Here is a 24,098-nt window from a genome sequence, read left to right on the forward strand (position 1 = left end):
TGTAATGGACATTAACAAATATGATTATGCACGTTATGGTTGAAACGGCTGAAAGAATAAGTATCTCTTGTGTTTGCCAGTGTGGATCTAAGATGTTAGCATGCTACTTTCCTACAATACCGCTACTGCGTTACCATACTTTTTCACAGTAAACGGGGGGATTCTCCGTCCTCCCATCCTGGCAAATAATCTTTAGAATTACTCTCTCCATGTCCTACAGAATCATTGACAATTCTCCCACTTCTGTTTATTTCCGTAGAAGTTATCCAGATCATCAAACGAAGCTTTGAAGATATTTAAATTATAGTCATTCACCTCCACCGTACCCTGAATGAATCCTAGCATGTCATCTGAGACGTTAGAAGCATCCTCAGCCCATTCGTTTACCACTTTGTATACTTCTTTGTCATAAGCCGTTGTATGGGCCATAAGGACCGATGTAGCTAAGTTCTGTGTGATGCCGTTGTAAGCGCCAATTGCATTATCGAAATTTAGTAATCCATCTTCATTAAGCGCTACACGTTTAAAAGCTAGGTAATTTGAATACATTTCGTCTAAAGCTATTGCGTTTTCAGGTGACAGACAGGATTTATCAGTATCGGGCTTGTGGATCACCTCAACTGCTTCTACCTCGTCGGTTTCTACAACCTCTGCATTTTCACCTTCAGCGCTCAAACTTTTTTGTTTGGTCTTTGTAAGATAACTATCGTTTGATACGAGATAACTTATAACTATAATACCCATCACTATAATAGATGTTAAAATTGCAATTATTACTTTGTAAACGTTATTCTTTTCCATTGTCAATAACCTCCGAATTATGCGTTAAAATATAACCAAGATTTGTTTTCTCCTCCAGCACACATCGTCGCTGTCATTATAAGTGCAACTGACAATTCTATAATGCATTGCTTATAGAAGCATAGTGTAAGAGAAATACCTTCCATACTTATCATATTATGTAAATAGTTTGAAGGCAAATTAGATTTTGTTGATAAGTAAATAGATTTAAACTACAACCATTTGGAATGTTATACATGATAAAGATTAAGTCCTAATCAACTTAATGGAATCTACTTTTGTATATTCGAGAGATGGGAAATTTAAAGTAATTAATAAAAATAGAGGGTACTTTGAAAGGCTATTGATGGAAATTGCAAATACATAATTAGCGGAACTTATTAAGTATGATACAAGATGATGTTGAAATATTAGAGGGATGATAAAAGAGTATGAAAATGCGTTAGTGTAAATTGCTAACAGTGTAAAATTCACTTCCAGAATGCCGCTTTCTATCGTGAAATAGATGCTTGAGAAATATCTGATTTTTGATCAAGATCTCTCCTACTTATATCTTTTCTTTGCTTAAAGAATGTATTAACTATCCTATTTAAGAGTTATTCATATATGGTATTTCAACTCCACTTTAAATATCTTCATGCCCTAGAGGGAAAGACGTTAAGTTGTCTTTCTCTCTTTTTTTAATTAATGCTAATCATCAAGGGCAATAGCGCAAATGCTTGCTAGCTTTTATATTGTATATCGCTCCATTAAAGAATTTAATTCACGATTTAATTCCGTTAGTTTTTCAGCAGCATGAGCAACATCAGTAATTGCTTTAATGTGCTCATCGATGGAAGAAGCAATTTCCTGTACGGAAGCGGCTGTCTGTTCTGATACGCTGGATGCACTTTCGATTCCTTCACTCATCAACTTATTATAAGATGTCATCACGTCCATTTCTTTATTAACGGCTAATATGGATTCTACAATTTGTTTTACAGAAGCAGACATCTGATTGAATTTACTTTGTGTTAGTACTACATCATCATTTAACTTTTTAGCAGTTTCCATTGTTCCTTCTACAGTTTCAACTGTTTTAGTCGTTTCTGAAACAATGGATGAAACCACGCCTTGTACTTGGTGGGTGGCCATTTTCGATTGTTCTGCTAGTTTTCTTATTTCATCGGCAACCACTGAGAATCCTCTACCATACTCACCTGCTCTTGCAGCTTCAATACTCGCATTTAAAGCTAGTAGATTGGTCTGCTCTGCGATTGTTTCAATGGTTTCCATCACCTGTGTGATTTGATTTATTTGATCATTTAATTTTTTAATTTCATCACTGACTTCTTGTGAGGCTGCTAGTGAAATAGTATTGGACTGTTGTAATTGTTGTACTATTTCAATTCCCTCGGATGATATTTTTTCTGCATGTTTTGTAATGTCGTACATAACTTTACTTTGTTTTTCCGTGGTTTCTATAGAATTTGATAATAGCTCTACTGTTTGGTTTATGTTGTCCAAATCATTGGCTTGTTCCTGTGTACCCGTAGCAATTTCAGTAATTGCTCTACCAACTTCGTCACTACTAGCAGATGTTTCTTCTGAAACGGCTGATAAGTTAGTTGCTGAATCCAATAAATGTTCACTTGTATTTTTAGTCTTTTCAACGAGTGTGCGTAATTGCTGTGACATTTTATTAAAAGCGGTCGCAAGTTGTCCAATTTCGTCATTTGATTCAGGTAGATGGGTAACCATTATATGACCATTAGAAATTTTTGTTGCGGCTTCAGCTACTTCTTGTAAAGTATTTAATTTCTTCCGAATACCTAAATAAAACACCAGTGAGCTTAAAATAATAAGTACGACTGTTGCACCAAAAATAATATATTGTAAAATGTTTAACCCTTCATAAAATTCATCTTGAAAGACAGCAATTCCAATAGTCCAACCCCAAGGCTCAAAATATTCAGTATAGGCTGTTTTATCTTTAAAAGAACCATCTGGCTGTTTATCAGAGTAAACGACATAGCGATCTGATTCATTTTTAGACTTGCCGCCTGCAATGATCATTTCGCGATTACTTCTGTTAAGGTCATCGGCAGGAGCTCCACCTATTTTAGAAGGATGGAGTTGTAACACTAAATCCTCGTCAAAAGCTAATATATATCCATTTTCTTTGTAAGTAAAATTGGATTTTTGATAATCGTACTCTCCAATTTCATTTACGGGTCCATTTAGAATAATTCTCGCTTGTTCTTTTCCTTCTTCTAGCGTTATTTTGCCACTTTCCACTTCTTCATTAATCAATTCTATTGAAGTATAGGCCCCTTTGACAATGCTTTGGAGTTCTCGTTGACCTGATTCTAAGAGCTGATCTTTAGCAACAAAATAGCTTGTTGAGCCGATAATCACAACTGTTACAAGTATAATAATTGTGATTAGTAGCATTAACTTCCCTGAGATGCTTCGTAACCGTAAATTTTTCTTCATCATTTGCTTCCTCCCGCAACTATATATAGGTATATTTCGACAGTAATCTTCATAATTCAATGGTATCGAAATTATTTTTTATAAGAGGCTAATTGCCCTGCAAACGTCTATTCATTCATCAATCTATTATAGATTGACATTTTAGTGTGAAAATGATGTGATTTTTTAACCAACACCTTTCATAATATTTAAGATTTTGGAATCTCATCTGTTTGATGGGGATACAATTGCTATAGCAAATGAAGGTGATATATACATGGTTAGGTGGCACACCAATAAAGTAAAAATGTATACATCAGCAAAATAAGGTATATTATATTTGTTGAATAGTTTCTTTTGAAAGACAGAAAAAAAGTAGGTGAACCAAAGTGGGGAAATATCAATTGGATACTAAAGGTAAGGCGGCTGTGGCGAAGTATCATGAGAAACACAAGCCTGCGCAATTTGATAAAAAGCAGCAACTTGAGAAAATACGAGCAGAGTATTTGAAAAAGAAGCAAGAACAAGCAGATCAATAATATGAATGAAAACATAGGGAGGTTAAAATCTCCCTATGTTTTTTTCAATTAATCGTAGAGTTTATTTTTCAGGTATCTATTCCTCGTTAATTGATTTCACACGCCCTAGCATTTTTAATTTGTTCATACTCCGTTCATATTGTTGTCATAGGGAGGACATCTTCATTTTGTAAGCTATCCTAAACGGTTTGCTGAAGTGGCCGGATAAGAAGTTAATGATGAAAGGGAGGAGTGGCACGAGCTATTAAAGCGGTCTGCACTGGCAGTTATAATCTCGTGCAAATAGAATGAAAAAAACGATAACTATTATAGGTAAAATCATAGCGGGTTTAGTGATAGCGCTAGTACTCTTTTTATTGATTGTGTTCGTAGTTAATATTGTCTGCAACAAAATGGAGCAAGGAAAAATAGAATCATATGGTCAGTCTGTAACAGTAGATGGGAAAAATATGAATGTTTTCATTCAGGGCGAGGGCGAGGAAACGGTCGTGCTTTTACCTGGTTATGGAACGGCGGCACCAGGACTTGATTTTCAACCTTTAGTAGATGAACTATCTCCATTTTACAAAGTTGTTGTCGTGGAGCCCTTTGGTTATGGATTAAGTGATTCAACCGAGAAGGAACGGAGTACCAAAAATATAGTTAATGAAGTGCATGAAGCATTACAGCAGCTTCATATTGAACAGTATATTGTAATGGGCCACTCGATTTCGGGTCTTTATGGACTGGATTATGTGAATACCTATCCAAATGAAGTGAGTGCATTTGTTGGGCTTGATAGCAGTGTTCCATCAATCAGCGAGAAAAAGATTGGTTCTTCCATCATTAGAACTATAAAGTTTCTTAAACAATCGGGTTTAGCTCGATTGCAGGTGAAGCTGGGTGATGACCCATACGCCGAACTATCGTATGATGAAAAAACAAAGGAACAGTTGAGAGTGCTTAAGAATAAAAACATGTATAATTCCACTCAGTTAAATGAAGCTGAAATGATGTATGAAAATTTTAAAGCAGCTGAAAGTTTGTCATTCCCTAAAAATCTACCTGTTATTTTCTTTATCCAAGCGGATCATCCAGTCACTGACAGGTGGGTACCTGAACATCATAAGCAAATAAAAGATTCTGTCTATGGGCAAGTGGTGACATTTGACGGGGATCATTATTTATATCGGACTAAAGCAAAAGAAATCGTTGAAGGATTAAGAGAATTTATGAAAGAGGTCAGATGAATGGTGAGCTCATCTGTAAATGAGACGAGTCAGCTAAGTGAGACATTCAAATAATCGCTGATTGGCATTCTCTTGATGCATATGGAAAAAGTGATTTAAAACCGCCCATTTGGACGGTTTTTTCACATTTTAACTAAAAATTTTTACAGCCGAGCTAGTGCCTATTCTTGAGGCTCCCGCATCTATCATTAATTGAATATCTTCCAAGTTACTTACACCGCCTGATGCTTTTACGCCAACATTTGGTCCGACTGCTTGTCTCATGATTGCAACGTCTTTAGCAGTTGCGCCGTGCAGTGAAAAGCCTGTGGAGGTTTTAAGGTAGTCGGCGCCAGCTTTTACGGATAATTCGCATGCACGAATTTTTTCTTCATCCGTTAATAGACATGCTTCTATAATCACTTTGACTAGCGCTTTTCCTTTTGCAGCGTTTACCACCATTGCAATCTCTTTTTCCACTAGCATATTGTTTTTGTTATTTTTCAATTCTGCAATATTTAATACTACATCGATTTCTGTAGCCCCGTTACCAATGGCATTTAAAGTCTCAAAAACCTTTGCTTCCGTCGTGTTTGCACCTAATGGAAATCCTATTACTGTGCATATATTCACATCCGATTCACGTAATAGTTCTGCAGATAAGCTTACCCATGTAGGATTCACGCATACAGATGCGAAGCCGTATTGTCTTGCTTCTTGGCATAATTGAATGATTTCTTTTTCTGTCGTATTAGGTGAAAGTAAGGTGTGGTCTATTAATTTTGCATAGTCCATATATATATCATCTCCGGCTTCAAAATATGTTTCCCTACTAAAAAGCTCTGTGGGGATGTTCAGCTACCCACATGACCTATATTAAAGGGTTTCATATTTTTTAGACCATCCAGTTTAATAGATTTTTCACCATCCATTAAAATTCTACATACGGTTTAGGACTTTGGGTGTTTTTGAGTTCCATATACTCGACATTAAATATGGTACATATAGTTCAAACATTTAGCTAGTAGCTGGGTGCGATTCGTTACTTGAAATTTTCGATAGAGGTTCATTTCAGCAGTTGAATGGACGGAGCAAATTTTCACCTATGCGCCATTTACCAATTTATTTAATGCTACAGGGCAGCCTTCATTATCATTGCCTTTGGCAGAAAGTCAATCAGGTTTACCAATTGGTCTACAAATGACAGGTAAATTTGCCGATGAATTAACATTATTACAGCTCGGTAGACAATTAGAAGAAGCCATGCCTTGGAAAGGTCGTAAACCTGCTGTACATGTAAGTACAACACAGCCTCAGCCAGCAGTATAGATGAGCATGAACGCACCCAGTCGAGACAAAAGTGTAGACGGGTGCGTTTTCTGTATCCTTTACATCAGCGTATACACTACGACAAGAAACAGGTCTTTCTCCCATCCAGCAATTCATATACATAAAGAAAAAACTAATAGGAGTAGTGATTATTGGACAAACAACATCACAGGTATAGATGGGTTGTGTTTGTTGCTGTATTGTTTACGTATTTGGTAATGGCCAGTCAACGAACTGCTCCGGGGTTAATTACAGACCAATTGATGAGGGATTTTGGGGTGACGGCATCGACGATTGGGCTATTGACGAGTATCCAGTTTTTTGTGTATACGAGTTTACAAATTCCGATGGGGGTTTTAGCTGATCGATTTGGGCCAAACTTTTTTCTTATTATGGGTGCTATCCTAACAGGACTAGGTACGATTCTTTATAGTTTAGGGACACATGAATTCGTCCTATTTTTTTCTAGAATACTTACTGGTGTAGGGGATGCAACCATTTGGGTGAATATGGTGCTTATTTTGGCACAATGGTTTCAGAAGAAGGAATTTGTGCGTTTAATTGGCTTTGCAGGGATGACTGGGAGTCTAGGTTTCTTATTGGCGACGGTTCCCTTTGCTACTTTGATTCTTTTATTTGGTTGGAGAATTTCATTTTTTTCAACGGGACTCTTATTATGTGTATGTGGTGTTCTTCTTTATTTTGTACTTGTTAAAAATACGAAACGTATCTTTTCGGCAAAAGCGATAGTTGAAGCTGAGGTAGTGCAACGTGAAAAAACATCTGTTTTATTACGGAGAATATTTTCAAATCGACAAGCTTGGGCTTTATTTTTTTGCCATTTCGGGGTCGTTGGGGGATATGTAGGCTTTATCAGTTCGTGGGCTGTCCCCTATGGAATCAATATGTATGAGATGACCCGTTCAGAGGCGAGTCAGCTAATTATGATTGGTCTTATCGGAGCACTTATCGGGGCTCCCTTAACGAGTTGGCTTGCTGGCCGGTTAGAAACGATTAAGAAGCCTTATATTGGTGTTCAAATGGCTGTTTTATTGAGCTGGTTATCCTTTCTCTTATGGAAGGGGCATCCGTCCCTAATTCTTCTTATTATACTATTCTTCATCATCGGCTTTGGATATGGAGCAAGTGCCTTAACGTTCGCGGCTGTTCGTCAAACTTTTCCTATCACTGAATCTGGTATCGTTTCTGGTTTTGCGAATACAGGAGGCTTTTTAAGCGCTGCATTACTACCGATTATTTTTGGCTATGTGTTGGATTATTTTCAATCGACTTCAGGTTATTTAGGAGATGGGTACTATTATGGATTTATCACCCCAGTTGTATTTTCCTCCATTGGCTTGATGGGAGTACTGTTATTGAAGGAACAGCACATGAAAGCCGACCTACAATGACTTGGCGAAACCTCTAGTCGAAGGTAATGTCATATCAATCTTAATTGCTAAATTAGGGGTATTTAAGCGAGCATTAAGCGCTTGTTAAATATCCTTTTACTATAGCTTTTTTCCCCTTAATCACGCTGAAATTTGTTAAAATTATTCATTATTATTACTTTTATGATTAATTTTACCTGGATGGTGATCACCATAAATGCTAAACTGATTAGGAATCTTAAAATTCAGAATTAAAGGGAGCAAACTAGGAAATGAGTAGATTTAGAAAAGTTATATCTATACTAAGTATGGTGGCATTGATACTGGCCACAGGGATTTTCTTTACGCAAACCCCTGTAAATGCACAAGAGGAAGATAAAGATATTCATATTACACTCCTCGCTACTTCAGATATTCATGGCCGTTCTATGCCTTGGGATTATGCGGTGGATGGCCCAAATCTCACAGGCAGTTTAACGCAATTATATACAATTATTAAGGATATTCGTAACGATAATCCGAATACAATCTTGTTGGAAAATGGAGATTTAATACAGGATAATTCTGCAGAATTATTCAACAATCAGCCTCAATCACCAATGATGGTCGCTGTTAATGAAATGGGCTATGAGGCTTGGACATATGGAAATCATGAATTCAACTTTGGTTTAGACATCCTTGATAAAGTTTCTAGCCAATTTAATGGTACAAGACTTGCTGGTAATGTTTATAAAGAAAATGGAGATCGTTATTTACCTGCATATACAATTATTGAGCGTGAAGGGGTAAAAATCGGTGTTATCGGGATGGTAACTCCACTGATTACAGAGTATGAAAAAGGCACGGATCATCTAGATGGACTAGTGATCAAAAATCCAATTGAAGAGACTAAAAAAGCGGTCAAAGAATTAGAAGGCAAAGTAGATGTCATGATTGGCCTCATGCATATGGGGCTGGAAAATGAAAATGGTATTCCAGGGACTGGCGTGAAGGAGATGGCAAACGCCATTCCAGAGCTAACAGCTATTTTTGCAGGTCATAATCATGTCCTGATTAATAAAGAAGAAGTGAATGGCGTTTTTATAACAGAGCCTAATAAATATGGAACACATATTTCACGAATTGATTTAACATTTACTCGCCAAGGCGAACAATTGCTGCTAAAAGAAAAAGACGCTTTGGCTATTCCTGTAAAGAACGAAGATGGCACATTTGTTGAATCTGATAAAGAACTAGAAGAAACATTAAAGCCTTACCATGAGTTTGCACGTGAAGATGCCAATATCGAAGTGGCACAGCTGAAAGGAACAAATCTTGTCCCGAAAAATGAAATTAAAGGAATTCCTACAGTACACATTCAAGAAACACCTTTATCAGACTTTTTCCATGAGGTAATGCTGCATTATAGTAAGGCTGATGTAGTAGCGCATCAGATTGATAATGACAAAGCTTCATTGAACATAGGTCCTATCAAGAAAAAGGATATTGCCTATAATTATCAATTTGCTGGCGGAGAAGTATCTGTTTATGAAGTAACAGGAAAAGATTTAAAAGATTATATGGAATGGGCTGTGGGCTATTTTAATAGTACGCGAGATGGAGATGTAACGATTAGTTTTGATAAAACAAGACGTTCATCGAAATATAGTACAAATGACTATTTTGGTCATGTAAAGTATGACATCGATTTAACGGAGCAGCCAGGCAACAGAATCAAAAATCTTCGTAAATTAGATGGAACGCCAATTAAAATGGAAGATCATTTAAAACTTGGTATGAACGCATATAGAATGGACTTTCTCGTATCAAAAGGTCAGGCGCTTGAAGGGCGTAAGTTCAATATGACTTGGTCCTCTAAAGATGAAAGTGCTTATGGGGAAACAGGTGGAACAATTCGTAATCTAGCAATTCGATACCTGAAAGAAGAGATGAACGGTGTTTATGAGCCAGTCATCCAAAATAACTGGAAAATAATTGGTGTCGATACAAAATCACCAACTCGTGCTGCTGTTGTTGAATTAATTAACCAAGACATTTTAGCAATTCCTACTACGGAAGATGGAAAATATACAAATATTGCATCTATTAATGTCAAGGATGCCATAACAAAGGAAGAAATAGGGAAGCTAGCAGCAAAGGCCAACGTCAAAGAAAGCCAATTTTCTGGAGTAAAAACGACAGGTGAATTTTATCAAAAGCTAGTAAAAGCTATAAATCATCATAAAGCTGAGGAAGATAAAGTAACAGACAAGCCAGTGGAAAAACCGACAAATCCAAGTAAACCAGAGCCAGATAAAACAAAGCCTTCTGTTAATAAACCACAACCAACTAAAGGCATTGTGACAACGTATCACTTAAATGTTCGTTCGAAACCATCGAATGCAGGTAAAGTATATGGCACAATTTCAAAAAATACTGAAATAACGATTCTAGGGGAAGAACAAGGCTGGTATAAAATTTCTTATAAAGAGAAAACGGGTTATGTGTATAGCCGCTATGTAAAAGTTAAAAGTAAATAATGAAAGGGGCTGAAGTGAAGTAGTTTTATTACTACTCTCTTCAGCCTTTATTATAGGTTGATTTTAATGGTATAGCGTAGGATTAAATAAAGAAACCTTTTTAGTTATTGGCTGAATTGAATAGTGCTAGCATTTTTTTTAATAAGCTGTTGAAATAGATATGAACAAAAAAAGGTAACAGCAGTTATTTAGACAGTTCCTTTAAAAATAAAAACAAAGCTACCCCATATAAACACTTTCACAAGTATCTGGTGCAGGTTCATAGAAGCAATGGTTTTTAAATTGACCTGTGAATGGTTGGCCGTACCATGTTGGGGGACATGGGGCGTATGGGTTGAAGTACCAAAGGGCGTATTTGGCTGGGTGCTGACGCCAGAAGTCTAAGTTCTGTTTGGCTAATCTTTTTTCTGTTTCTCTTGCACGTTGGTAAAACATATTGCCCTTTTGGACGGCTTCGAACGAATAGTTTCCTCCTTGTACCTGATAAATGACTTGCTCGATAGTTCTCACGTCGTTGAAGTCCAAGCAAGATGCGACAGCTCGATTGACAATCACATTGCCCACGTATAACATGCCTTGCTGTCCTTCACCTTCAGCCTCAGCTCGCATCATCCTTGCCATTAAAGCAACGTCTGCATCGCGGTATTTTACTCTTGGCATTTTTACCACCTCCACCATATAGTATGAAAATGATCGAGGCGAATGTCACTTTATCCTGAAAATCACCTATTTTTCTATGTAGAAGCAAAGAAAACACGCCATCCGTGCTGCAAAATAATAGAGCAGGATGGCGTGTTTTATTATAAATTCCTTTTGAAATAGGGTGTTTTTTTCAGTACGACACATACGGGAATAGCGATAATTAGGCCAACAACGTTTTGAATAATATCACCTGGAATGGATGCTAAAGGTGCAATCCAGCTATTGAACATAATCGCTTGCCCGATATAATAGACGGCAATCATTACGGGCATGGATACTACAGCCCCTAAAATGTTTAAACCAATATGGTCGCCTTTATATCCCTTTGACCAAGCAATTTTACCAACGATAAAGCCTTGTAATGCGCGTGAAATAATAGTAGTGGGTGCCCAAATTAACCAGCCACCTACGATATCGAATAAGCCCATTCCGATGGCTCCAGCAAGTGCCCCCTTTTTAGGTCCAAATAAAATGGCTGAGATGAATAGCATGGACGTCCCTAAGTGAATCAGTCCACCTTGACCAAATGGTAGTTTGAGATTAATAAACATGGTAGCAACGAAAACAAGCGCCGCTAAAATGGCTGTAATGACTAAATCAAATGTTTTCGTGCGTGGTCTTGTATAGGATGATCTTTGTATATTTTGCATCTTTATCTTCCTCACTATGATGAATATTTTGATGATTTTTACTTTAGCAAAGGACTGACTGTTATAAAAGTGTCAATTTTATAAAATAGTTAGAGGTCAGTTGGAGGATATTTTCCCATCTTTCTAATTGTGATACGATGAGGTGAGTATAAACAGGATGAGTTAGGTGGAATGTATGATGAAAAAAGTGGCTGTAATTCAGGATATGTCATCCTTTGGGAAGTGCTCGCTAACGGCTGCCATCCCTGTATTATCTGTGATGGGCGTGCAGGCTGTGCCATTGCCAACTGCCATTCTAACGGCACAAACAGGGTATTCGAGCTTTTATTGTGAGGATTTAACCTCAAAAATGGACTACTTTGTGGATGAGTGGAGCAAACTTGGGGCTAGCTTTGACGGTATTCACACGGGCTTTGTCACAGGTAAAGAGCAAATCGATAATATTTTCCGTTTTTTAGGTGTGTTTCACTCGACGGATACGACCTTGCTAGTTGATCCTGTAATGGGTGATCACGGTGAGGTATATAAAATGTTTACGGGCGACTTACTGGAACGGATGAAGGAGCTAGTAAAGTGTGCAGATATTATTACGCCTAATGTGACGGAATGTTGTTTGCTCACAGGCTTGTCATTTGAGAGGTTGCAAAGCTATCAGCATGAAAGAGATTATATTCAGGCACTAGAAGAGGCGGGGCAGCAGCTCCAGCAGGCCACAGGGGCACATGTCATTATTACTGGCTTAAATCCACCTGTAGTGGAGAGCAAGCGTTATGTCGGGAATATGTTTATCGATGCGAACCGTTCTTTCCATAGCATTCGTGACTATAATGGTGAAAGCTACTCGGGCACGGGTGATTTATTTGCATCTGTTATTATGGGCGGTATGATGCGTGGGCAGGATTTAGTGGAGTCCATGAAGCTAGCAGAATCGTTTTTAGCGGCTGCTATTGAGGCGACATCCAAGGAGCAAGTGCCTCGTGAGGCAGGCGTTCATTTTGAACAGTTTTTACGGCTGTTAGTTTAGAAAGTTTTTACCGTTTTCAAACATTGTTCGTCGATTAGTAAAAAGGGGAGGAGAAAATATATGGAAATTAGGTTATTAACAGCACAAGATGCTGAGGCATATCGTCAATTAAGATTAGAGGGATTACAAACAAATCCTGAGGCATTTGGTTCAAGTTTTGAAGAGGAAAGAGATATGGCGCTTGAGTTGTTTGCAAGTAGACTGGAAGCACAAGGTTCATTTACTTTCGGAGCATTTGATCAGGATGAATTGTTTGGGGTTGCTACATTGGTGCAGGAAAGCAAAATGAAGCTAAAGCATAAGGCGAGTATTTTTGCCGTGTATGTGTCTCCGGAAAAACGAGGGCTTAGCTTAGGTAAACGTTTAATGCAAGCAATAATCAAGCAAGGGAAACAATTAGCAGATGTAGAGCAAATTAATTTAACCGTAGTATCTTCTAATGAATCGGCAAAAGGACTATACACATCATTAGGTTTTCAAATATTTGGGACAGAGAAGAGAGCTTTAAAAATAGCCCAGCAATGCTTTGATGAAGATTATATGGTTCTATATGTAAAGCCTTTGAAGTAATCAAATCTTCAAAGGCTTTTATACGAACTTCAATATAACAATAAAATAAATATAGTAATGACCGCAAAAGAAAATGCTAATAAAGAGCTAACCATGCTTACTTTCTTTGTCAGTAACCATATGCTTAGCGCAACAATAATGATTGATAATGGGAGTATCAGCCAAAATACAAGATTGCCCAAGTATTCAATTTGAATGGGGAATGAATCATAAAAGTAATTATAAGTAATGCCTAGCATGAAAAAAATGGTCATGGCTATATCGGCTGATACCATTGTATTGTGAGTAATCATAATCCCCTCCCATCTCAGAAATATTTATTTTTACATATATTGTATGCACGAGTAGTGCGAAATCACACGGCAGCATTCATTAAAAGAATGCTGCCGTGTTTTTTTACTATTCCTCATTTTTATTTAACCTTCTTATGATGACAGCTTCTAAATTTTCCATTTTCTTTTCAAATCGCACAAAGAGATAGATGGTGATGGCAATTGGGAATCCTGAATTACCAATTAGGTTTATCCACATTTGAATATTTTCGGGTGTTAGCATGACATCTTCCTCCTTCACCAATATTGTGTCTTACGTATGTAAAAGTGATTTTAAGTGACATAAAATCAATATGATTTTGATTTTTAAGAACATTTGTTCTTATTTTGGTTTATAATAGATAGATGATAGTCACTTTATTTAGCAAGAAGGCGGATAGATAGGAGTGATGATGATGAAAAACGATAACTACAAGATCGAAGAGTTTTTTTACAGAAATATGGAACAGATAAAAAATCCAATTATCAAAAGCTTTTTGGCTAATGCTAAAAATCTTTATTTAGTTGAAAAAGCGATTTTATATCCAACCGATTGTAATATGAAAAGGGTTGATGAGACGTTTCAATTACATTATATAAATGTTCAAAAAATAAAATATGTCAGTAATTTAATTTATTTCTATAGCTTGGATTTTGATAAAAAAAGGAGAAGATTGCACGACCGTTTTTTATTAATTGTAGACGATGGACTATTTGAGACTGGGATGATGAGAAAGGACGAAATCATTCAAGAAGGATTACTAGAGGCTGTTGAAAATGAAGAGCTATTTCAATCCTTGAAAGGCTTAACGGATAAGCAGCTTCAAATTTTAGAAATGATTTATGTGAAAGATTATTCGATAAAGGCGATTGCTGAAACATTACAAACAACACCCCAAAATATATCGAATCTTCATCGCAAGGCATTACAAAAACTACAACAAAAGCTTCGTAAAGAGGAGGGATAACGGATGGACAGGGAAAATAACTATAATGAGGAGTCACTTCTATTCATCGAGAATTTTTCACCTAAAATTAAACAATGTCTCCATCAGACAAGCTATCAGGAAAGAGAAGACTTAGAACAGGAGATTAAATTAAAGATTATTGAAAAACTTGCAACGAAGGAATTTATCAATACTCCTAGCTTTTGGGATTTCTTCACATAAGCCAAAAAAAAGAGCAATTATCCTTGTTCTCGGACAATTGCTCTTTCTTCATTAACCCTTTAAGAAATCCGGTTCAGCAAAGCTTGGGTTTGGATATGTGTAGAATCCTTCACCTGTTGCACGACCGAGCTTACCTTTTTCGATATACTCTGTTTTCAGTAGGTTGGCTAGCTTTTTCATGTTTTCATCACCAGTAGCCGTTGCTTTTGCTTCAACAATATTATAAGCAGTGTTGATACCTACGATGTCTAAGATGGCAAATGGACCAAGTGGTGCGCCTGTGCCAATCATCCATGTTTTATCGATTGTTTCTGGATCTGCCACTTCTTTTACTAATAAAGATTCAGCGGCATCTAAAAATGGTACGAGCAATGAGTTTAAAATATAGCCAGGTTGCTCTTTATATAATGGTAGTGGAACCATGCCGATTGCACGTGCAAATGCAACAACCTCATCGAATACTTTCATATCTGTGCCTGGGTGTTTCATAATTTCAGCTGTGTTGTTTTTCCAAATAGTATTGGCAAAGTGTAGCGCTAAAAACTTCTCAGGACGGCCCGTTGCTTCTGCAAATTGGCTAGGTAATAAAGTAGATGAGTTAGTAGCAAAAATTGTTTTTGCAGGTGCTACTTTGCCAAGGCTCGTATAAAATTCTGTTTTAATTTGGACAACTTCAGGGATTGCTTCAATTACAAGATCAGCATCGGCAACAGCTTGTGCTAAGTCGCTTTTAAATGTTAGTCGAGCATAGGCAGCATCTACTTCTTCTTGTGTAGCTCCTAAGTCTTGTTGATAAAGTGGTTTCAATTTTGTAATACGATCCTGTGCATTTTTCAACGCCTCGTCGTTAATATCGTAAATGGTTACTTGAAAACCTTTAAAAGCAGATTGATAAGCAATTTGACTTCCTAACACACCGCTACCTGCGACCGTAATGTTTTGATAATTCATCGAAATTCCTCCTTTGAAATTGTTACATTAATATAATAGTGTGGATATGTAAAAAATCCTTCGTTACAACTACATACTACTTCTTTAGATAATAAAAAATCAAATGATAGCCTCTATTATTATAATGATATAAAGTTTGTGGGATGGCTCCTTTTCAAGTATGTACCCAAAATCGACTAAACATAACTGTAGAAATAAAAAAGAACAGCAACTAAGCTGTCCATGTCTTAACCATAATTCACTGTTGTAAACATCCCCCCAACACCAGGAGCCCCATTATTGGTAACGTGATGGGGCATATGACAATGGAGAGGCCAAATACCAGGATTATTGGCGAGAAATTCTATATCCCACGTTTCGCCAGATGCCACAAGAATAGTGTTTTTGGCAATTTGTGTATGACGATCAATCGGAAAGCCATCTGCGCCAACAAGATGAAATTGATGGCCGTGTAAATGGATGGGATGGTGATGCATTTGAATATTGCCAAAACGAATTTTAACGGTATCACCGAAATTTACGGGGAAGGATTTGGTGGATGGATAGCATTTCCCATTCATTGTAAAAAAATTAAATTCTGGTTTCTTAAAATTTAAAGGATACGTACCCTTTGTAAGAGTTCCCCAAGGCAATTGATGAACTGCCCATTCCTGTAATAAACATAAATAATCTTTATGCTGTGGTAGGTTCTGTTTGCTCGGATCTTCAACAATAAATCCTCCCAATAGCCCAGCATTATCTTGCACAGCTACATTGACATGAGAATGATACATATACGTCCCAGGTGGATTTTTTATCGTAAAGTGATAATCAAAATAATGCCCTGTTTCAATAAAAGGTGATGGTTCAATAGGTGGTACACCATCCATAGCATTCGGCACGATTAAGCCATGCCAATGTACACTTGTTTTTTCAGGTAACCGATTAATAACCCGAATACAAATAGGATCCCCAGGAAAAACGCGAATGGTCGGACCAGGCGTAGAACCATTGTAGCCCCATGCCTGAATAAATATCCCATCTACGAGCTCCCACGTTATTTCCTCTGCAATCAAGGTGAAAAACTTTGTTCCATCCACTTGAACCCTATAAGGCAAATCTGAAATACCAGGGGTAATAACCATTTAGCACCCTCCTGAAAGCTTGATTGCTACTATTGTATGTGGATGGTGATGACATATAGGACCAGTTGCTTTATACCTAATTATTCATATTTATTACATTAGTAGCATATATAGGGGAGTCATGTTTTGTAAATGACCCATCATATACTTAAATCCATAAAAATTTATCTTGTTTCCTCTTTGGTCTTTGTTGTAAGTGAAAAAAAGAGTAGTTCTAATATAATAGGACAAAAATAGGTCTTTTATATAATTATTATAGAATTTACATTTTTTTATAGAAATGCTAACTATTGATTTAGTACACTGAATTTATACATCGAAGGAGGAAATAGTAATGAAAAAAATTATGTTAGCGGGAGCACTAAGTATTGTATGTTTTACAGGAGGACTAGGCGGACAGGCATATGCACAGGAAGCAGTAGGTGTTGCAAATAGTATTCATCAAAAGCAAACTGTTGCAGCTACTGATCAATTACAGGCGATGTCCTATCAGGATATCTATAAAATATTGTTGCTATCTAAAGTAGGCTTTGAAAATAATGAGGTCACAATCGTTACAACGAAAACAAATATAACCGTGAAAATTTCACTAGATGCGATTCTTCAATCCTATAAAGATGGTACAAACCTTTATCCAGAAGGAGAAAAAGAGTTTAAGGAGAACTTTGAAGAAATTAAGAAGGCATTCGGTAATGCAATTCAAATTAAAATTACGCAAACTGGAAATGGCTTTAAGAGTGAAATCTATACAGCAAATAAATGGGAAGTAATTAGTGCGGCAGATTTAAATGAAATGTTGCTAGTATTTGCTCGTGCAGATGTGGAGTTAAAGCCAGGTGGGTACTTCAAGGATGCAATTGGACATTGGGCGGAGAGTTATATTCAATTACTCTATCAAGCAGATATTATTAATGGCTCATCTGCCACAACATTTAATCCAAATGGACAAGTGACTCGTGGAGAATTGGCAGCAATTATTTTCAGAGCATCGGGCTTAAATGTAAATGAAGATTATGAAGGACCAGCTACATATACGGACCTTAATGGTTTTTGGGGTGCGAAGGAAGTAGCCATTTTAGAAGAGTATGGCTTAATTGATATTTACGATGGTAGTCAATTCGAGCCAAAAAAACCTGTTACACGTGAGGAAATGGCATATGTGACAGCAAGATATTTACAAGCCATGGAAGTGGATCTTTCTCAAGTAAGCAGCAACAATACATTTACAGATAAAAATCAAATGCGCAAGGAAACAGTAGAGGCTATTGGCTTATTGCAGCAATTAGGCATTTTAAATGGTACGAATGGTAAGTTTAATCCGAAAGGAAATCTTACTCGTGCAGAGGTTTCAAAAATTCTTACACTTACTTTAATGAAATTAAGTGACGAGGAATAAAAAGAACAAGCAATCCACTTTATGCTGGTGGATTGCTTGTTCTTTGTCTTTTTTCTCTTACAACTCGTAGCTTATTCAACTAGTGTATGGAAAATATAGCTTAGCATATAGCCTAAAATGAGATACATAAAAAAAGCTTTGAACGAGACATACTTAAGTTGATGTAAAATGAATTCAGAAATGCTGGCTGTGGCAATCAAACCTATAGAAATGCCCATTAAGATACCCTGTGCCTTTTCGGGTAAGGCCCAATATTGCCCAAACCAAATAAAAATACTGAAGAAAATAGAAAAGATAAAGAAATAAATAAAAAGTCTCCATAGTCTTTCGCCTTGAGCAATGAGTGCGGTTGATAGAGCAAAACCTTCAGGAACATGGTGAAGAATAATGGAGGCTGTGAGAGAAATACTTAGTGCTGCATTGCCAAGTAAATTACCGACAGTAAGACTAATCGGTATAGTATGAATAATCATAGCAAGGGTTAGTAGAGAGACAGAGGGATTTTGCGCATGAGAAGCATGAAATAAAGTATCTAATAGTTGGAAAATGAAATAGCCAATAAAAATCCCAAGTATAATTCCGAATGATTGATAGATTTGAAATGAAGAAGGAATAATATCTAGAACGAGTAAGCCTACTAAAAAACCTCCGCATAATAATGACAGCCCTTGAGTTGTATGTTGAAATAGCTTAGAGAAAATCCAGGCAATTGCGCCACCTATGCTCACACTGAAAAATAGAAATCCACCAAGTATCATTGCACTCACCTGTAAAATCCCCCGCCTCATCATAAACTTAAAGTTGTTTTTCCAAATATATGCTATGTAAAGTTGAATATGCTTGTAGCAAACTTTCTTGACATGGAATGCCAGCTTTATGTAGGAAAATGGCGAACATATTAAATTGACTGAAAATTAGTTTAATTCTATACTTTTTAATAGAAAGATTATATTCATCGATTTAGCTCATAGGGGAGGAATGGTTGAATGAAGTGGGATGCAAGTTTTGATGTAATTGTAGTAGGCTCTGGAGCAGCGGGATTGACAGCAGGTTTAACAGCAAAATTACAAGGATTGAAATCAGTAGTGATTGAAAAAACAGATCGTTACGGGGGTGCTTCTGCAATTTCTGGTGGCGCCTTATGGATTCCCAATAATCATGTTATTAAAGGTGAAGGTGTCCCAGATTCACATGAACTCGCACGCCAATATTTAGATTCCACAATAGGTGATCGTGTGCCTGAAGCGTTAAAGGAAGCTTATATTACAAGAGGGCCAGAAATGTTGCGATTTTTATACAATAAAACGAATCATATGCGCTTCCGATATGCCAAGGGCTATTCCGATTATTATCCTGAAAAATTGGGCGGTTTGTCGCAGGGACGCTCCATTGAACCTCTTATTTTCGATTTAACAAAAATGGGCTCACTGGCCGATCATATGCGTCGAGCAACTTTATCCACCAAAGGCTTTACGATGAATAGTTACGAGTTTCATAAGGTCAATATGATGACGCGAACATTCAAAGGGAAAACGACTGCGTTGAAATTAGGAATGCGTTTAGTGAAATCCAAGGTGACCAAGAGCGAGCCCGTAGCGCTAGGTGAAGCATTAGTGGCACGTCTACGATTATCACTTGCTGAAGCAAATGGAGAGCTTTGGTTATCAACGGCCTTTAAAGATTTCATCATGAATAATGGAAGAGTTGTTGGGGTGATAGTTGAACGTAATGGACAAGAGCAGCGGATAGAGGCAAAGCGAGGCGTTGTTTTGTCATCAGGTGGCTTTTCACATAATCAGGCACTGCGTGAAAAATATTTGCCTGCTCCTACTAATGCTGCGTGGACTTCTTCGCCTATGGGGCAAACAGGCGATATCATAGCACCTAGTGTGAAAATTGGAGCTACTCTCGATTTAATGGATAAGGTATGGGGAGCACCATCTGTTATTGATCCACAAGGACAACCATTCTTCCTTGTGGCTGATCGGGGCGTTCCAAATATGATGGTAGTAGATAGTGCAGGGCAACGTTTTGTCAATGAAGCAGCACCCTATCATGAGTTTGTAGATACAATGTACAAGCATCAGGAGGAGACGAAACAGGCTGTACCTTCCTGGATTCTTATTGATGCTGCTGCTAAAAGTCGTTATATTTTTACAGGACTGTTTCCAGGACAAGCATTTCCAAAAAGCTGGTATGACCATGGGATCGTGAAAAGTGCCGAAACGATTGACGATCTTGCGAGGCAAATGGATGTGCCAGTAGAAAGCTTAGTAGAAACGGTAGATCGTTTTAACACCTTTGCACAGAATGGTCATGATGATGACTTTTATCGGGGCGATAGTGCATACGATAATTACTACGGAGACCCGACATTACCGAACCCTAATTTAGCAGAGTTCAAGAAAGCTCCATTTTATGCTTTGCGTCTTTATCCGGGAGATATTGGTACAAAGGGTGGATTAGTAGTGGATGAATTTGCTCGTGTTGTGAAAAAGGATGGCCAACCAATAGAAGGTTTGTATGCATCAGGTAATTGCTCGGCGTCTATTATGGGAGAAACCTATCCTGGACCAGGCGCAACGATTGGACCTGGCATGACACTTAGCTATGTAGCAACGACTCATATGGCCCATGCCGTAAACAAAATAGAGGAGCCACTTTTAAAGGTATAGTGTGGACGAAACCAAAACCCTTCCTATTCAATTGAATGGGGAGGGTTTCACGTTGATGGACTATTCCTGTTCTAATACTTTCTTGCTAGGAATATAGTGGCTACTAAATAAGGGATGATGATAACGGAAAAGGGAGCGATTCAGTGCGTTGCTAGATTATAAAATAATCACTTCAATGGAAACGTTAGAGCCCTATCGAAGGACTTGGTCAGGTATACTCGAACGAGAAAAAAATAATAACCCTTTTATTGAATACGAATGGGTGACAACATGGTGGGCAACGCTTGGTATACACGACAACGTAGAAATAGTTATAGTCGAACATCAAGGTAAAGCAGTGGCATTTTTTCCGTTAGTTCATTCTGTGGGGTTTGGTAAAATTCATCACTTTGGTTTTTTAGGACAAGGGTATGCGACTTATATGGAAGTGATAGCAGAGAAGCAATGGCTGGAGCGGGCTATTCATTATATATTAAAGGTGTTCATGCAAAAATATAAGCGTTATTTGCTCGCATTTCATGGTCTAATTGAAAGTAAAGATACTTCCCAACAGCTTGAGAAATATGCGATAGAATACCAAATGCCTTATTCCATATTTCGAACCGTCACATCATTTATAGATTTTCAATCGATGACACTTAATGATTTTTTGAAAAAGCATCGTAAGACGTTTAAAAGTATTAAGCGTTATGAAAAGAAATTAAAACTACTTGGGCACGTCGACTTTCAGGATGTTGGTGTCAGTCATTTTCATGAAATGTTTACGCTATTTACGCGAAGATGGCGCAAGAAATTGGACAAAAGCAGATTTACCGAAGCACAGACTCGATTGTTTTATGAACGTTTGGCTAATGTCTCTAATGAAGCATTTAGAGTCGAGGTTGATAGCTTGCAATTTGAAGGGCATTGGATTGGTTTTACTATTGATTTATGCTGTAGAGATCGTAATTTTTGTCAGGCTATGGGCCATGAGCCAGATTTCAATAGGTTTGGCCCCGGCAGTTTAATAGAAAAGGAAAATATGCTTAAGGCACGAGATTTAGGCTTCCATTACTATGATTTTGGTAGTGGCTATGAGCCCTATAAGTTTCAATGGTATACCGATATTGATTTTACACGAAAATTTATTATGAGTACGAAAGGCAAAACGGAGCGCTTTATTCGGTCATGGATGGTATTACGAGATCGGGTAAAAGGGAAATTAACAGGCAATCACCAGCTTGTGAGATGGAAGAGAGACAGGTTAGGGGAATTATTGTATTTTCTAAAGCATGCTCGAATAAGACAATGGTTCCGTGTAATAAAAGGAGCCCTTCAGCGATTCGTCGCTATTCATCTAGTAGACATCTATATCGCGGAGCAAAAACAAGATCAAGGATATAGGCCCTTTCAAGAGCTACAAATGAAGGATATTATGACGATGAATGAGCGGCCTGCTTTTATAGCGCATTTTTATAAGGGAAATCAATTTTTTTGTGATGGAGATCAAATCGTCTATAGAAGGCACGATCAAATAGCACGCGAAGAAGAGAGTGGCTATACGTATGAGCTATCTGCCAATATGTCTTTTATTCGAGAATATGACACTCAGCTATTAGAGGCAATAGTTGTGGAAGTGCAGCGTGAAGGGCGATCCGTCTGTACGTTAGTTCCATGGTATGAGCGGCGCAGAAGACGAAAGCTGAAGCATGCAGGATTTCATAAAGTGGCTCAAATTAACATCGTGAAGTTGTTCAATTGGCGAAAAGAATTTCATTTATAAACAGTAAACCCTCAGTGTTTTCAACTGAGGGTTGTAGTTTAGACATTTTAGTGAATGAGATTAAAAATGGATACCAGGTTTATCGATTAGCTTACAACCTGTCCCGTATTTTGTTTTTAAAGCACCTTTGAATTGAGTTTGCTCTAACTCAGGGAATGTTTGTTTCCACAGTTCAAAGACATTATGACTGGAAGCTTTTCCGTCCTTTGTAAGTCGCGCAATATGGAAGCCGTATTCATCATTACAACGAGCTAAAGGACGATTTTCACGTACCGTAATAATGCGACCACTTACTGTCATTTTATATAGATCTTCATAGCCTGCAATCGCACGGCTCTCTTCTGTTTCATCAACGACTACTGCTACTTTTTCTGTCTCATCAACGACTACTTCTTTTACCTCTGATGCTACAGCTTTCTCTTCGACTGACACTTCGTTTTCAGATGCTTGCGTTTCGGCAACGTTGTTTTGAGTTGGAAGCTGTTCTACAATGACAAAATCCTTATTCGATGCTTTATCACTCATAGTTGCCATAACGTTCATAATAGAACCAACATAACGTAATGGCTTCTCTTTTCCTTCTTCAAAAACAAAAATATTATAATCGGTTTTATTCATCTTTTTCATAATAATATTACCTGTTGTAGTAGTAAAACCGATAAACTTGTTCTTTTTAAGTGCCTGTATTGCTTCTTGCTTTGTTAAAATCATTTTAAAATCTCCTAAAGAATTATTTATTCTATTCTACCATAAAATTTGTCACATTGTTTTTTGTAAAATAATAGTTAGTTTTTGTTTGGTAAAGTAAAATATTCCTATTTTAAAACGGTACGCTTATTCGAGCATACTCTTTAGAATGTGGTAGAGTTAGAGACAGCCGTATCGAAAGTGGATGTGCTATTATCGTTCTAGCGTTTTGCTTATCTTTATTGACGGATAACGGCTCGTCTTCTTTCATGGTCATATGTACGTAAAGGAGGATATAAAATGGTTCAGCATAAATTTACAATGGACTTAACTTGGTCGGATGGAAGAAATGGTACGGGAACGATCAATGCTAGCAATCTGAAAACGCAAATTTCTATTCCTCAGGAGATGGATGGACCAGGCATTGGTACCAATCCAGATGAAATGTTATTAGGGGCTTCAGCGACTTGTTATTTAATTACATTAGCTGCTCTTCTCGAAAGATCTGATGTGGCTGTACACGATTTATTCCTACAGTCTGAAGGGTATGTCAGTGTAGTAAATGGTGTTTTTACGTACGAAAAAATTGTTCATAAGCCTACAATAGTATTGGACAATTTAACAGAAAAACTTGAAACGAAAATTGCTCGCTTCGCACAAAAAGCGGAACAAACATGTATGATTAGCAAGGCATTAAAAGGCAATGTAGTAATCGAATGTGATGCCCAAATTTTAGGAGCGTGCATATAATAAGAAAAAAGGAGTTATTCAGCAAGTGCCGCTGTTATAACTCCTTTTTTTCATCTAGAAGCACTTTTCTTAAAATAGTTCTAGAA

Annotated in this window: 24 protein-coding genes; 13 read left to right on the forward strand and 11 right to left on the reverse strand. The window is 37.4% G+C overall.

What is annotated here, in order from left to right; all coding sequences use genetic code 11:
* Nucleotides 1–222: 222 nt before the first annotated feature.
* Both AC1Q6O_RS16655 and AC1Q6O_RS16660 read right to left on the reverse strand, forming a co-directional pair.
* Nucleotides 223–801 (reverse strand): hypothetical protein, encoded by a 579-nt coding sequence (locus AC1Q6O_RS16655; RefSeq protein WP_492401769.1) that lies wholly within the window; start codon nt 799–801, stop codon nt 223–225.
* Nucleotides 802–1,530: 729 nt separating this feature from the next.
* Nucleotides 1,531–3,279, reverse strand: coding sequence for a methyl-accepting chemotaxis protein (locus tag AC1Q6O_RS16660; RefSeq protein WP_089986208.1), 1,749 nt, complete (start codon nt 3,277–3,279; stop codon nt 1,531–1,533).
* A 365-nt stretch (nt 3,280–3,644) separates the two neighbouring features.
* Here AC1Q6O_RS16660 and AC1Q6O_RS16665 point away from each other — a divergent pair, with 365 nt between their 5' ends.
* Both AC1Q6O_RS16665 and AC1Q6O_RS16670 read left to right on the forward strand, forming a co-directional pair.
* Complete coding sequence (locus tag AC1Q6O_RS16665) at nt 3,645–3,794, forward strand: hypothetical protein (RefSeq protein ID WP_025116598.1); 150 nt, start codon at nt 3,645–3,647, stop codon at nt 3,792–3,794.
* Nucleotides 3,795–4,081: 287 nt separating this feature from the next.
* Nucleotides 4,082–5,023, forward strand: coding sequence for an alpha/beta fold hydrolase (locus AC1Q6O_RS16670; RefSeq protein WP_492401772.1), 942 nt, complete (start codon nt 4,082–4,084; stop codon nt 5,021–5,023).
* Nucleotides 5,024–5,152: 129 nt separating this feature from the next.
* Here the strand turns inward: AC1Q6O_RS16670 and deoC are convergent, their stop codons facing one another.
* Nucleotides 5,153–5,797 carry a deoxyribose-phosphate aldolase gene (deoC, locus tag AC1Q6O_RS16675; protein WP_402796485.1) on the reverse strand — a complete coding sequence of 215 codons (645 nt, stop codon included), beginning with the start codon at nt 5,795–5,797 and terminating at the stop codon, nt 5,153–5,155.
* Nucleotides 5,798–6,097: 300 nt separating this feature from the next.
* Between deoC and AC1Q6O_RS16680 the strand changes: the two genes are divergently transcribed.
* The 3 genes from AC1Q6O_RS16680 to AC1Q6O_RS16690 all read left to right on the forward strand — a co-directional run bounded on the left by AC1Q6O_RS16680 (nt 6,098) and on the right by AC1Q6O_RS16690 (nt 10,241).
* Nucleotides 6,098–6,331, forward strand: a complete 234-nt coding sequence (locus AC1Q6O_RS16680) for an amidase family protein (protein WP_258954748.1) — start codon at nt 6,098–6,100, stop codon at nt 6,329–6,331.
* 152 nt (nt 6,332–6,483) lie between these two features.
* On the forward strand, nt 6,484–7,743 hold the full coding sequence (locus tag AC1Q6O_RS16685) for an MFS transporter (RefSeq protein WP_090003076.1): 1,260 nt from the start codon (nt 6,484–6,486) through the stop codon (nt 7,741–7,743).
* A 251-nt stretch (nt 7,744–7,994) separates the two neighbouring features.
* A complete protein-coding gene (locus tag AC1Q6O_RS16690) occupies nt 7,995–10,241 on the forward strand; it encodes a 5'-nucleotidase C-terminal domain-containing protein (RefSeq protein ID WP_258954743.1) in 2,247 nt (748 codons plus the stop codon).
* A 219-nt stretch (nt 10,242–10,460) separates the two neighbouring features.
* Here AC1Q6O_RS16690 and AC1Q6O_RS16695 read toward each other — a convergent pair whose 3' ends face one another.
* Together AC1Q6O_RS16695 and AC1Q6O_RS16700 are read right to left on the reverse strand one after the other, a co-directional pair.
* On the reverse strand, nt 10,461–10,901 hold the full coding sequence (locus tag AC1Q6O_RS16695; protein ID WP_025116607.1) for a cell wall hydrolase: 441 nt from the start codon (nt 10,899–10,901) through the stop codon (nt 10,461–10,463).
* 140 nt (nt 10,902–11,041) lie between these two features.
* Entirely contained in the window at nt 11,042–11,593 is a 552-nt protein-coding gene (locus AC1Q6O_RS16700) for an ECF transporter S component (protein WP_089986204.1), read from the reverse strand.
* Between the two features lie 175 nt (nt 11,594–11,768).
* Between AC1Q6O_RS16700 and AC1Q6O_RS16705 the strand changes: the two genes are divergently transcribed.
* Together AC1Q6O_RS16705 and AC1Q6O_RS16710 are read left to right on the forward strand one after the other, a co-directional pair.
* The gene (locus tag AC1Q6O_RS16705; RefSeq protein WP_170844120.1) at nt 11,769–12,617 is read left to right on the forward strand and encodes a pyridoxamine kinase; all 849 of its coding nucleotides are present in this window, start codon (nt 11,769–11,771) and stop codon (nt 12,615–12,617) included.
* Between the two features lie 60 nt (nt 12,618–12,677).
* Nucleotides 12,678–13,187 (forward strand): GNAT family N-acetyltransferase, encoded by a 510-nt coding sequence (locus tag AC1Q6O_RS16710; protein WP_008179994.1) that lies wholly within the window; start codon nt 12,678–12,680, stop codon nt 13,185–13,187.
* 29 nt (nt 13,188–13,216) lie between these two features.
* On the opposite strand, the gene AC1Q6O_RS16715 is transcribed toward AC1Q6O_RS16710, so the two are convergent.
* Both AC1Q6O_RS16715 and AC1Q6O_RS16720 read right to left on the reverse strand, forming a co-directional pair.
* On the reverse strand, nt 13,217–13,480 hold the full coding sequence (locus AC1Q6O_RS16715) for a hypothetical protein (protein ID WP_139150975.1): 264 nt from the start codon (nt 13,478–13,480) through the stop codon (nt 13,217–13,219).
* A 106-nt stretch (nt 13,481–13,586) separates the two neighbouring features.
* Nucleotides 13,587–13,742 (reverse strand): YvrJ family protein, encoded by a 156-nt coding sequence (locus AC1Q6O_RS16720; RefSeq protein WP_081936992.1) that lies wholly within the window; start codon nt 13,740–13,742, stop codon nt 13,587–13,589.
* A 217-nt stretch (nt 13,743–13,959) separates the two neighbouring features.
* On the opposite strand from AC1Q6O_RS16720, the gene AC1Q6O_RS16725 reads away from it, so the two are divergent.
* On the forward strand, nt 13,960–14,466 hold the full coding sequence (locus tag AC1Q6O_RS16725; RefSeq protein WP_052301748.1) for a sigma-70 family RNA polymerase sigma factor: 507 nt from the start codon (nt 13,960–13,962) through the stop codon (nt 14,464–14,466).
* 3 nt (nt 14,467–14,469) lie between these two features.
* Entirely contained in the window at nt 14,470–14,667 is a 198-nt protein-coding gene (locus tag AC1Q6O_RS16730) for a hypothetical protein (RefSeq protein ID WP_008179990.1), read from the forward strand.
* 51 nt (nt 14,668–14,718) lie between these two features.
* Here AC1Q6O_RS16730 and AC1Q6O_RS16735 read toward each other — a convergent pair whose 3' ends face one another.
* Both AC1Q6O_RS16735 and AC1Q6O_RS16740 read right to left on the reverse strand, forming a co-directional pair.
* Nucleotides 14,719–15,618 carry a 3-hydroxyacyl-CoA dehydrogenase gene (locus tag AC1Q6O_RS16735; RefSeq protein ID WP_492401775.1) on the reverse strand — a complete coding sequence of 300 codons (900 nt, stop codon included), beginning with the start codon at nt 15,616–15,618 and terminating at the stop codon, nt 14,719–14,721.
* Between the two features lie 227 nt (nt 15,619–15,845).
* Entirely contained in the window at nt 15,846–16,742 is an 897-nt protein-coding gene (locus AC1Q6O_RS16740) for a multicopper oxidase domain-containing protein (protein ID WP_492401776.1), read from the reverse strand.
* 334 nt (nt 16,743–17,076) lie between these two features.
* Between AC1Q6O_RS16740 and AC1Q6O_RS16745 the strand changes: the two genes are divergently transcribed.
* Complete coding sequence (locus AC1Q6O_RS16745) at nt 17,077–18,138, forward strand: S-layer homology domain-containing protein (RefSeq protein ID WP_089986199.1); 1,062 nt, start codon at nt 17,077–17,079, stop codon at nt 18,136–18,138.
* A 71-nt stretch (nt 18,139–18,209) separates the two neighbouring features.
* Here the strand turns inward: AC1Q6O_RS16745 and AC1Q6O_RS16750 are convergent, their stop codons facing one another.
* The gene (locus tag AC1Q6O_RS16750) at nt 18,210–18,896 is read right to left on the reverse strand and encodes a ZIP family metal transporter (protein WP_233301568.1); all 687 of its coding nucleotides are present in this window, start codon (nt 18,894–18,896) and stop codon (nt 18,210–18,212) included.
* 228 nt (nt 18,897–19,124) lie between these two features.
* Here AC1Q6O_RS16750 and AC1Q6O_RS16755 point away from each other — a divergent pair, with 228 nt between their 5' ends.
* Nucleotides 19,125–20,813 (forward strand): FAD-dependent oxidoreductase, encoded by a 1,689-nt coding sequence (locus AC1Q6O_RS16755; RefSeq protein WP_492401777.1) that lies wholly within the window; start codon nt 19,125–19,127, stop codon nt 20,811–20,813.
* Nucleotides 20,814–20,961: 148 nt separating this feature from the next.
* Nucleotides 20,962–22,575, forward strand: a complete 1,614-nt coding sequence (locus AC1Q6O_RS16760; protein ID WP_096364911.1) for a GNAT family N-acetyltransferase — start codon at nt 20,962–20,964, stop codon at nt 22,573–22,575.
* 60 nt (nt 22,576–22,635) lie between these two features.
* On the opposite strand, the gene AC1Q6O_RS16765 is transcribed toward AC1Q6O_RS16760, so the two are convergent.
* The gene (locus AC1Q6O_RS16765; protein ID WP_446936301.1) at nt 22,636–23,286 is read right to left on the reverse strand and encodes a 3-ketosteroid-delta-1-dehydrogenase; all 651 of its coding nucleotides are present in this window, start codon (nt 23,284–23,286) and stop codon (nt 22,636–22,638) included.
* A gap of 276 nt (nt 23,287–23,562) precedes the next feature.
* On the opposite strand from AC1Q6O_RS16765, the gene AC1Q6O_RS16770 reads away from it, so the two are divergent.
* Nucleotides 23,563–24,012, forward strand: a complete 450-nt coding sequence (locus AC1Q6O_RS16770; RefSeq protein WP_008179981.1) for an SACOL1771 family peroxiredoxin — start codon at nt 23,563–23,565, stop codon at nt 24,010–24,012.
* Nucleotides 24,013–24,098: the final 86 nt, after the last annotated feature.

This window comes from Lysinibacillus sp. GW823-FHT06C08, assembly GCF_058795135.1.

Coding starts and splice junctions, on each gene's coding strand:
- AC1Q6O_RS16705 (WP_170844120.1), top strand. CDS start 11,769: ATGATGAAAAAAGTGGCTGTAATTCAGGATATGTCATCCTTTGGGAAG.
- AC1Q6O_RS16730 (WP_008179990.1), top strand. CDS start 14,470: ATGGACAGGGAAAATAACTATAATGAGGAGTCACTTCTATTCATCGAG.
- AC1Q6O_RS16690 (WP_258954743.1), top strand. CDS start 7,995: ATGAGTAGATTTAGAAAAGTTATATCTATACTAAGTATGGTGGCATTG.
- AC1Q6O_RS16660 (WP_089986208.1), bottom strand. CDS start 3,279: ATGATGAAGAAAAATTTACGGTTACGAAGCATCTCAGGGAAGTTAATG.
- AC1Q6O_RS16670 (WP_492401772.1), top strand. CDS start 4,082: ATGAAAAAAACGATAACTATTATAGGTAAAATCATAGCGGGTTTAGTG.
- AC1Q6O_RS16750 (WP_233301568.1), bottom strand. CDS start 18,896: ATGATACTTGGTGGATTTCTATTTTTCAGTGTGAGCATAGGTGGCGCA.
- AC1Q6O_RS16710 (WP_008179994.1), top strand. CDS start 12,678: ATGGAAATTAGGTTATTAACAGCACAAGATGCTGAGGCATATCGTCAA.
- AC1Q6O_RS16715 (WP_139150975.1), bottom strand. CDS start 13,480: ATGATTACTCACAATACAATGGTATCAGCCGATATAGCCATGACCATT.
- AC1Q6O_RS16720 (WP_081936992.1), bottom strand. CDS start 13,742: ATGCTAACACCCGAAAATATTCAAATGTGGATAAACCTAATTGGTAAT.
- deoC (WP_402796485.1), bottom strand. CDS start 5,797: ATGGACTATGCAAAATTAATAGACCACACCTTACTTTCACCTAATACG.
- AC1Q6O_RS16765 (WP_446936301.1), bottom strand. CDS start 23,286: ATGATTTTAACAAAGCAAGAAGCAATACAGGCACTTAAAAAGAACAAG.
- AC1Q6O_RS16740 (WP_492401776.1), bottom strand. CDS start 16,742: ATGGTTATTACCCCTGGTATTTCAGATTTGCCTTATAGGGTTCAAGTG.
- AC1Q6O_RS16745 (WP_089986199.1), top strand. CDS start 17,077: ATGAAAAAAATTATGTTAGCGGGAGCACTAAGTATTGTATGTTTTACA.
- AC1Q6O_RS16755 (WP_492401777.1), top strand. CDS start 19,125: ATGAAGTGGGATGCAAGTTTTGATGTAATTGTAGTAGGCTCTGGAGCA.
- AC1Q6O_RS16735 (WP_492401775.1), bottom strand. CDS start 15,618: ATGAATTATCAAAACATTACGGTCGCAGGTAGCGGTGTGTTAGGAAGT.
- AC1Q6O_RS16725 (WP_052301748.1), top strand. CDS start 13,960: ATGGAACAGATAAAAAATCCAATTATCAAAAGCTTTTTGGCTAATGCT.
- AC1Q6O_RS16700 (WP_089986204.1), bottom strand. CDS start 11,593: ATGCAAAATATACAAAGATCATCCTATACAAGACCACGCACGAAAACA.
- AC1Q6O_RS16655 (WP_492401769.1), bottom strand. CDS start 801: ATGGAAAAGAATAACGTTTACAAAGTAATAATTGCAATTTTAACATCT.
- AC1Q6O_RS16695 (WP_025116607.1), bottom strand. CDS start 10,901: ATGCCAAGAGTAAAATACCGCGATGCAGACGTTGCTTTAATGGCAAGG.
- AC1Q6O_RS16770 (WP_008179981.1), top strand. CDS start 23,563: ATGGTTCAGCATAAATTTACAATGGACTTAACTTGGTCGGATGGAAGA.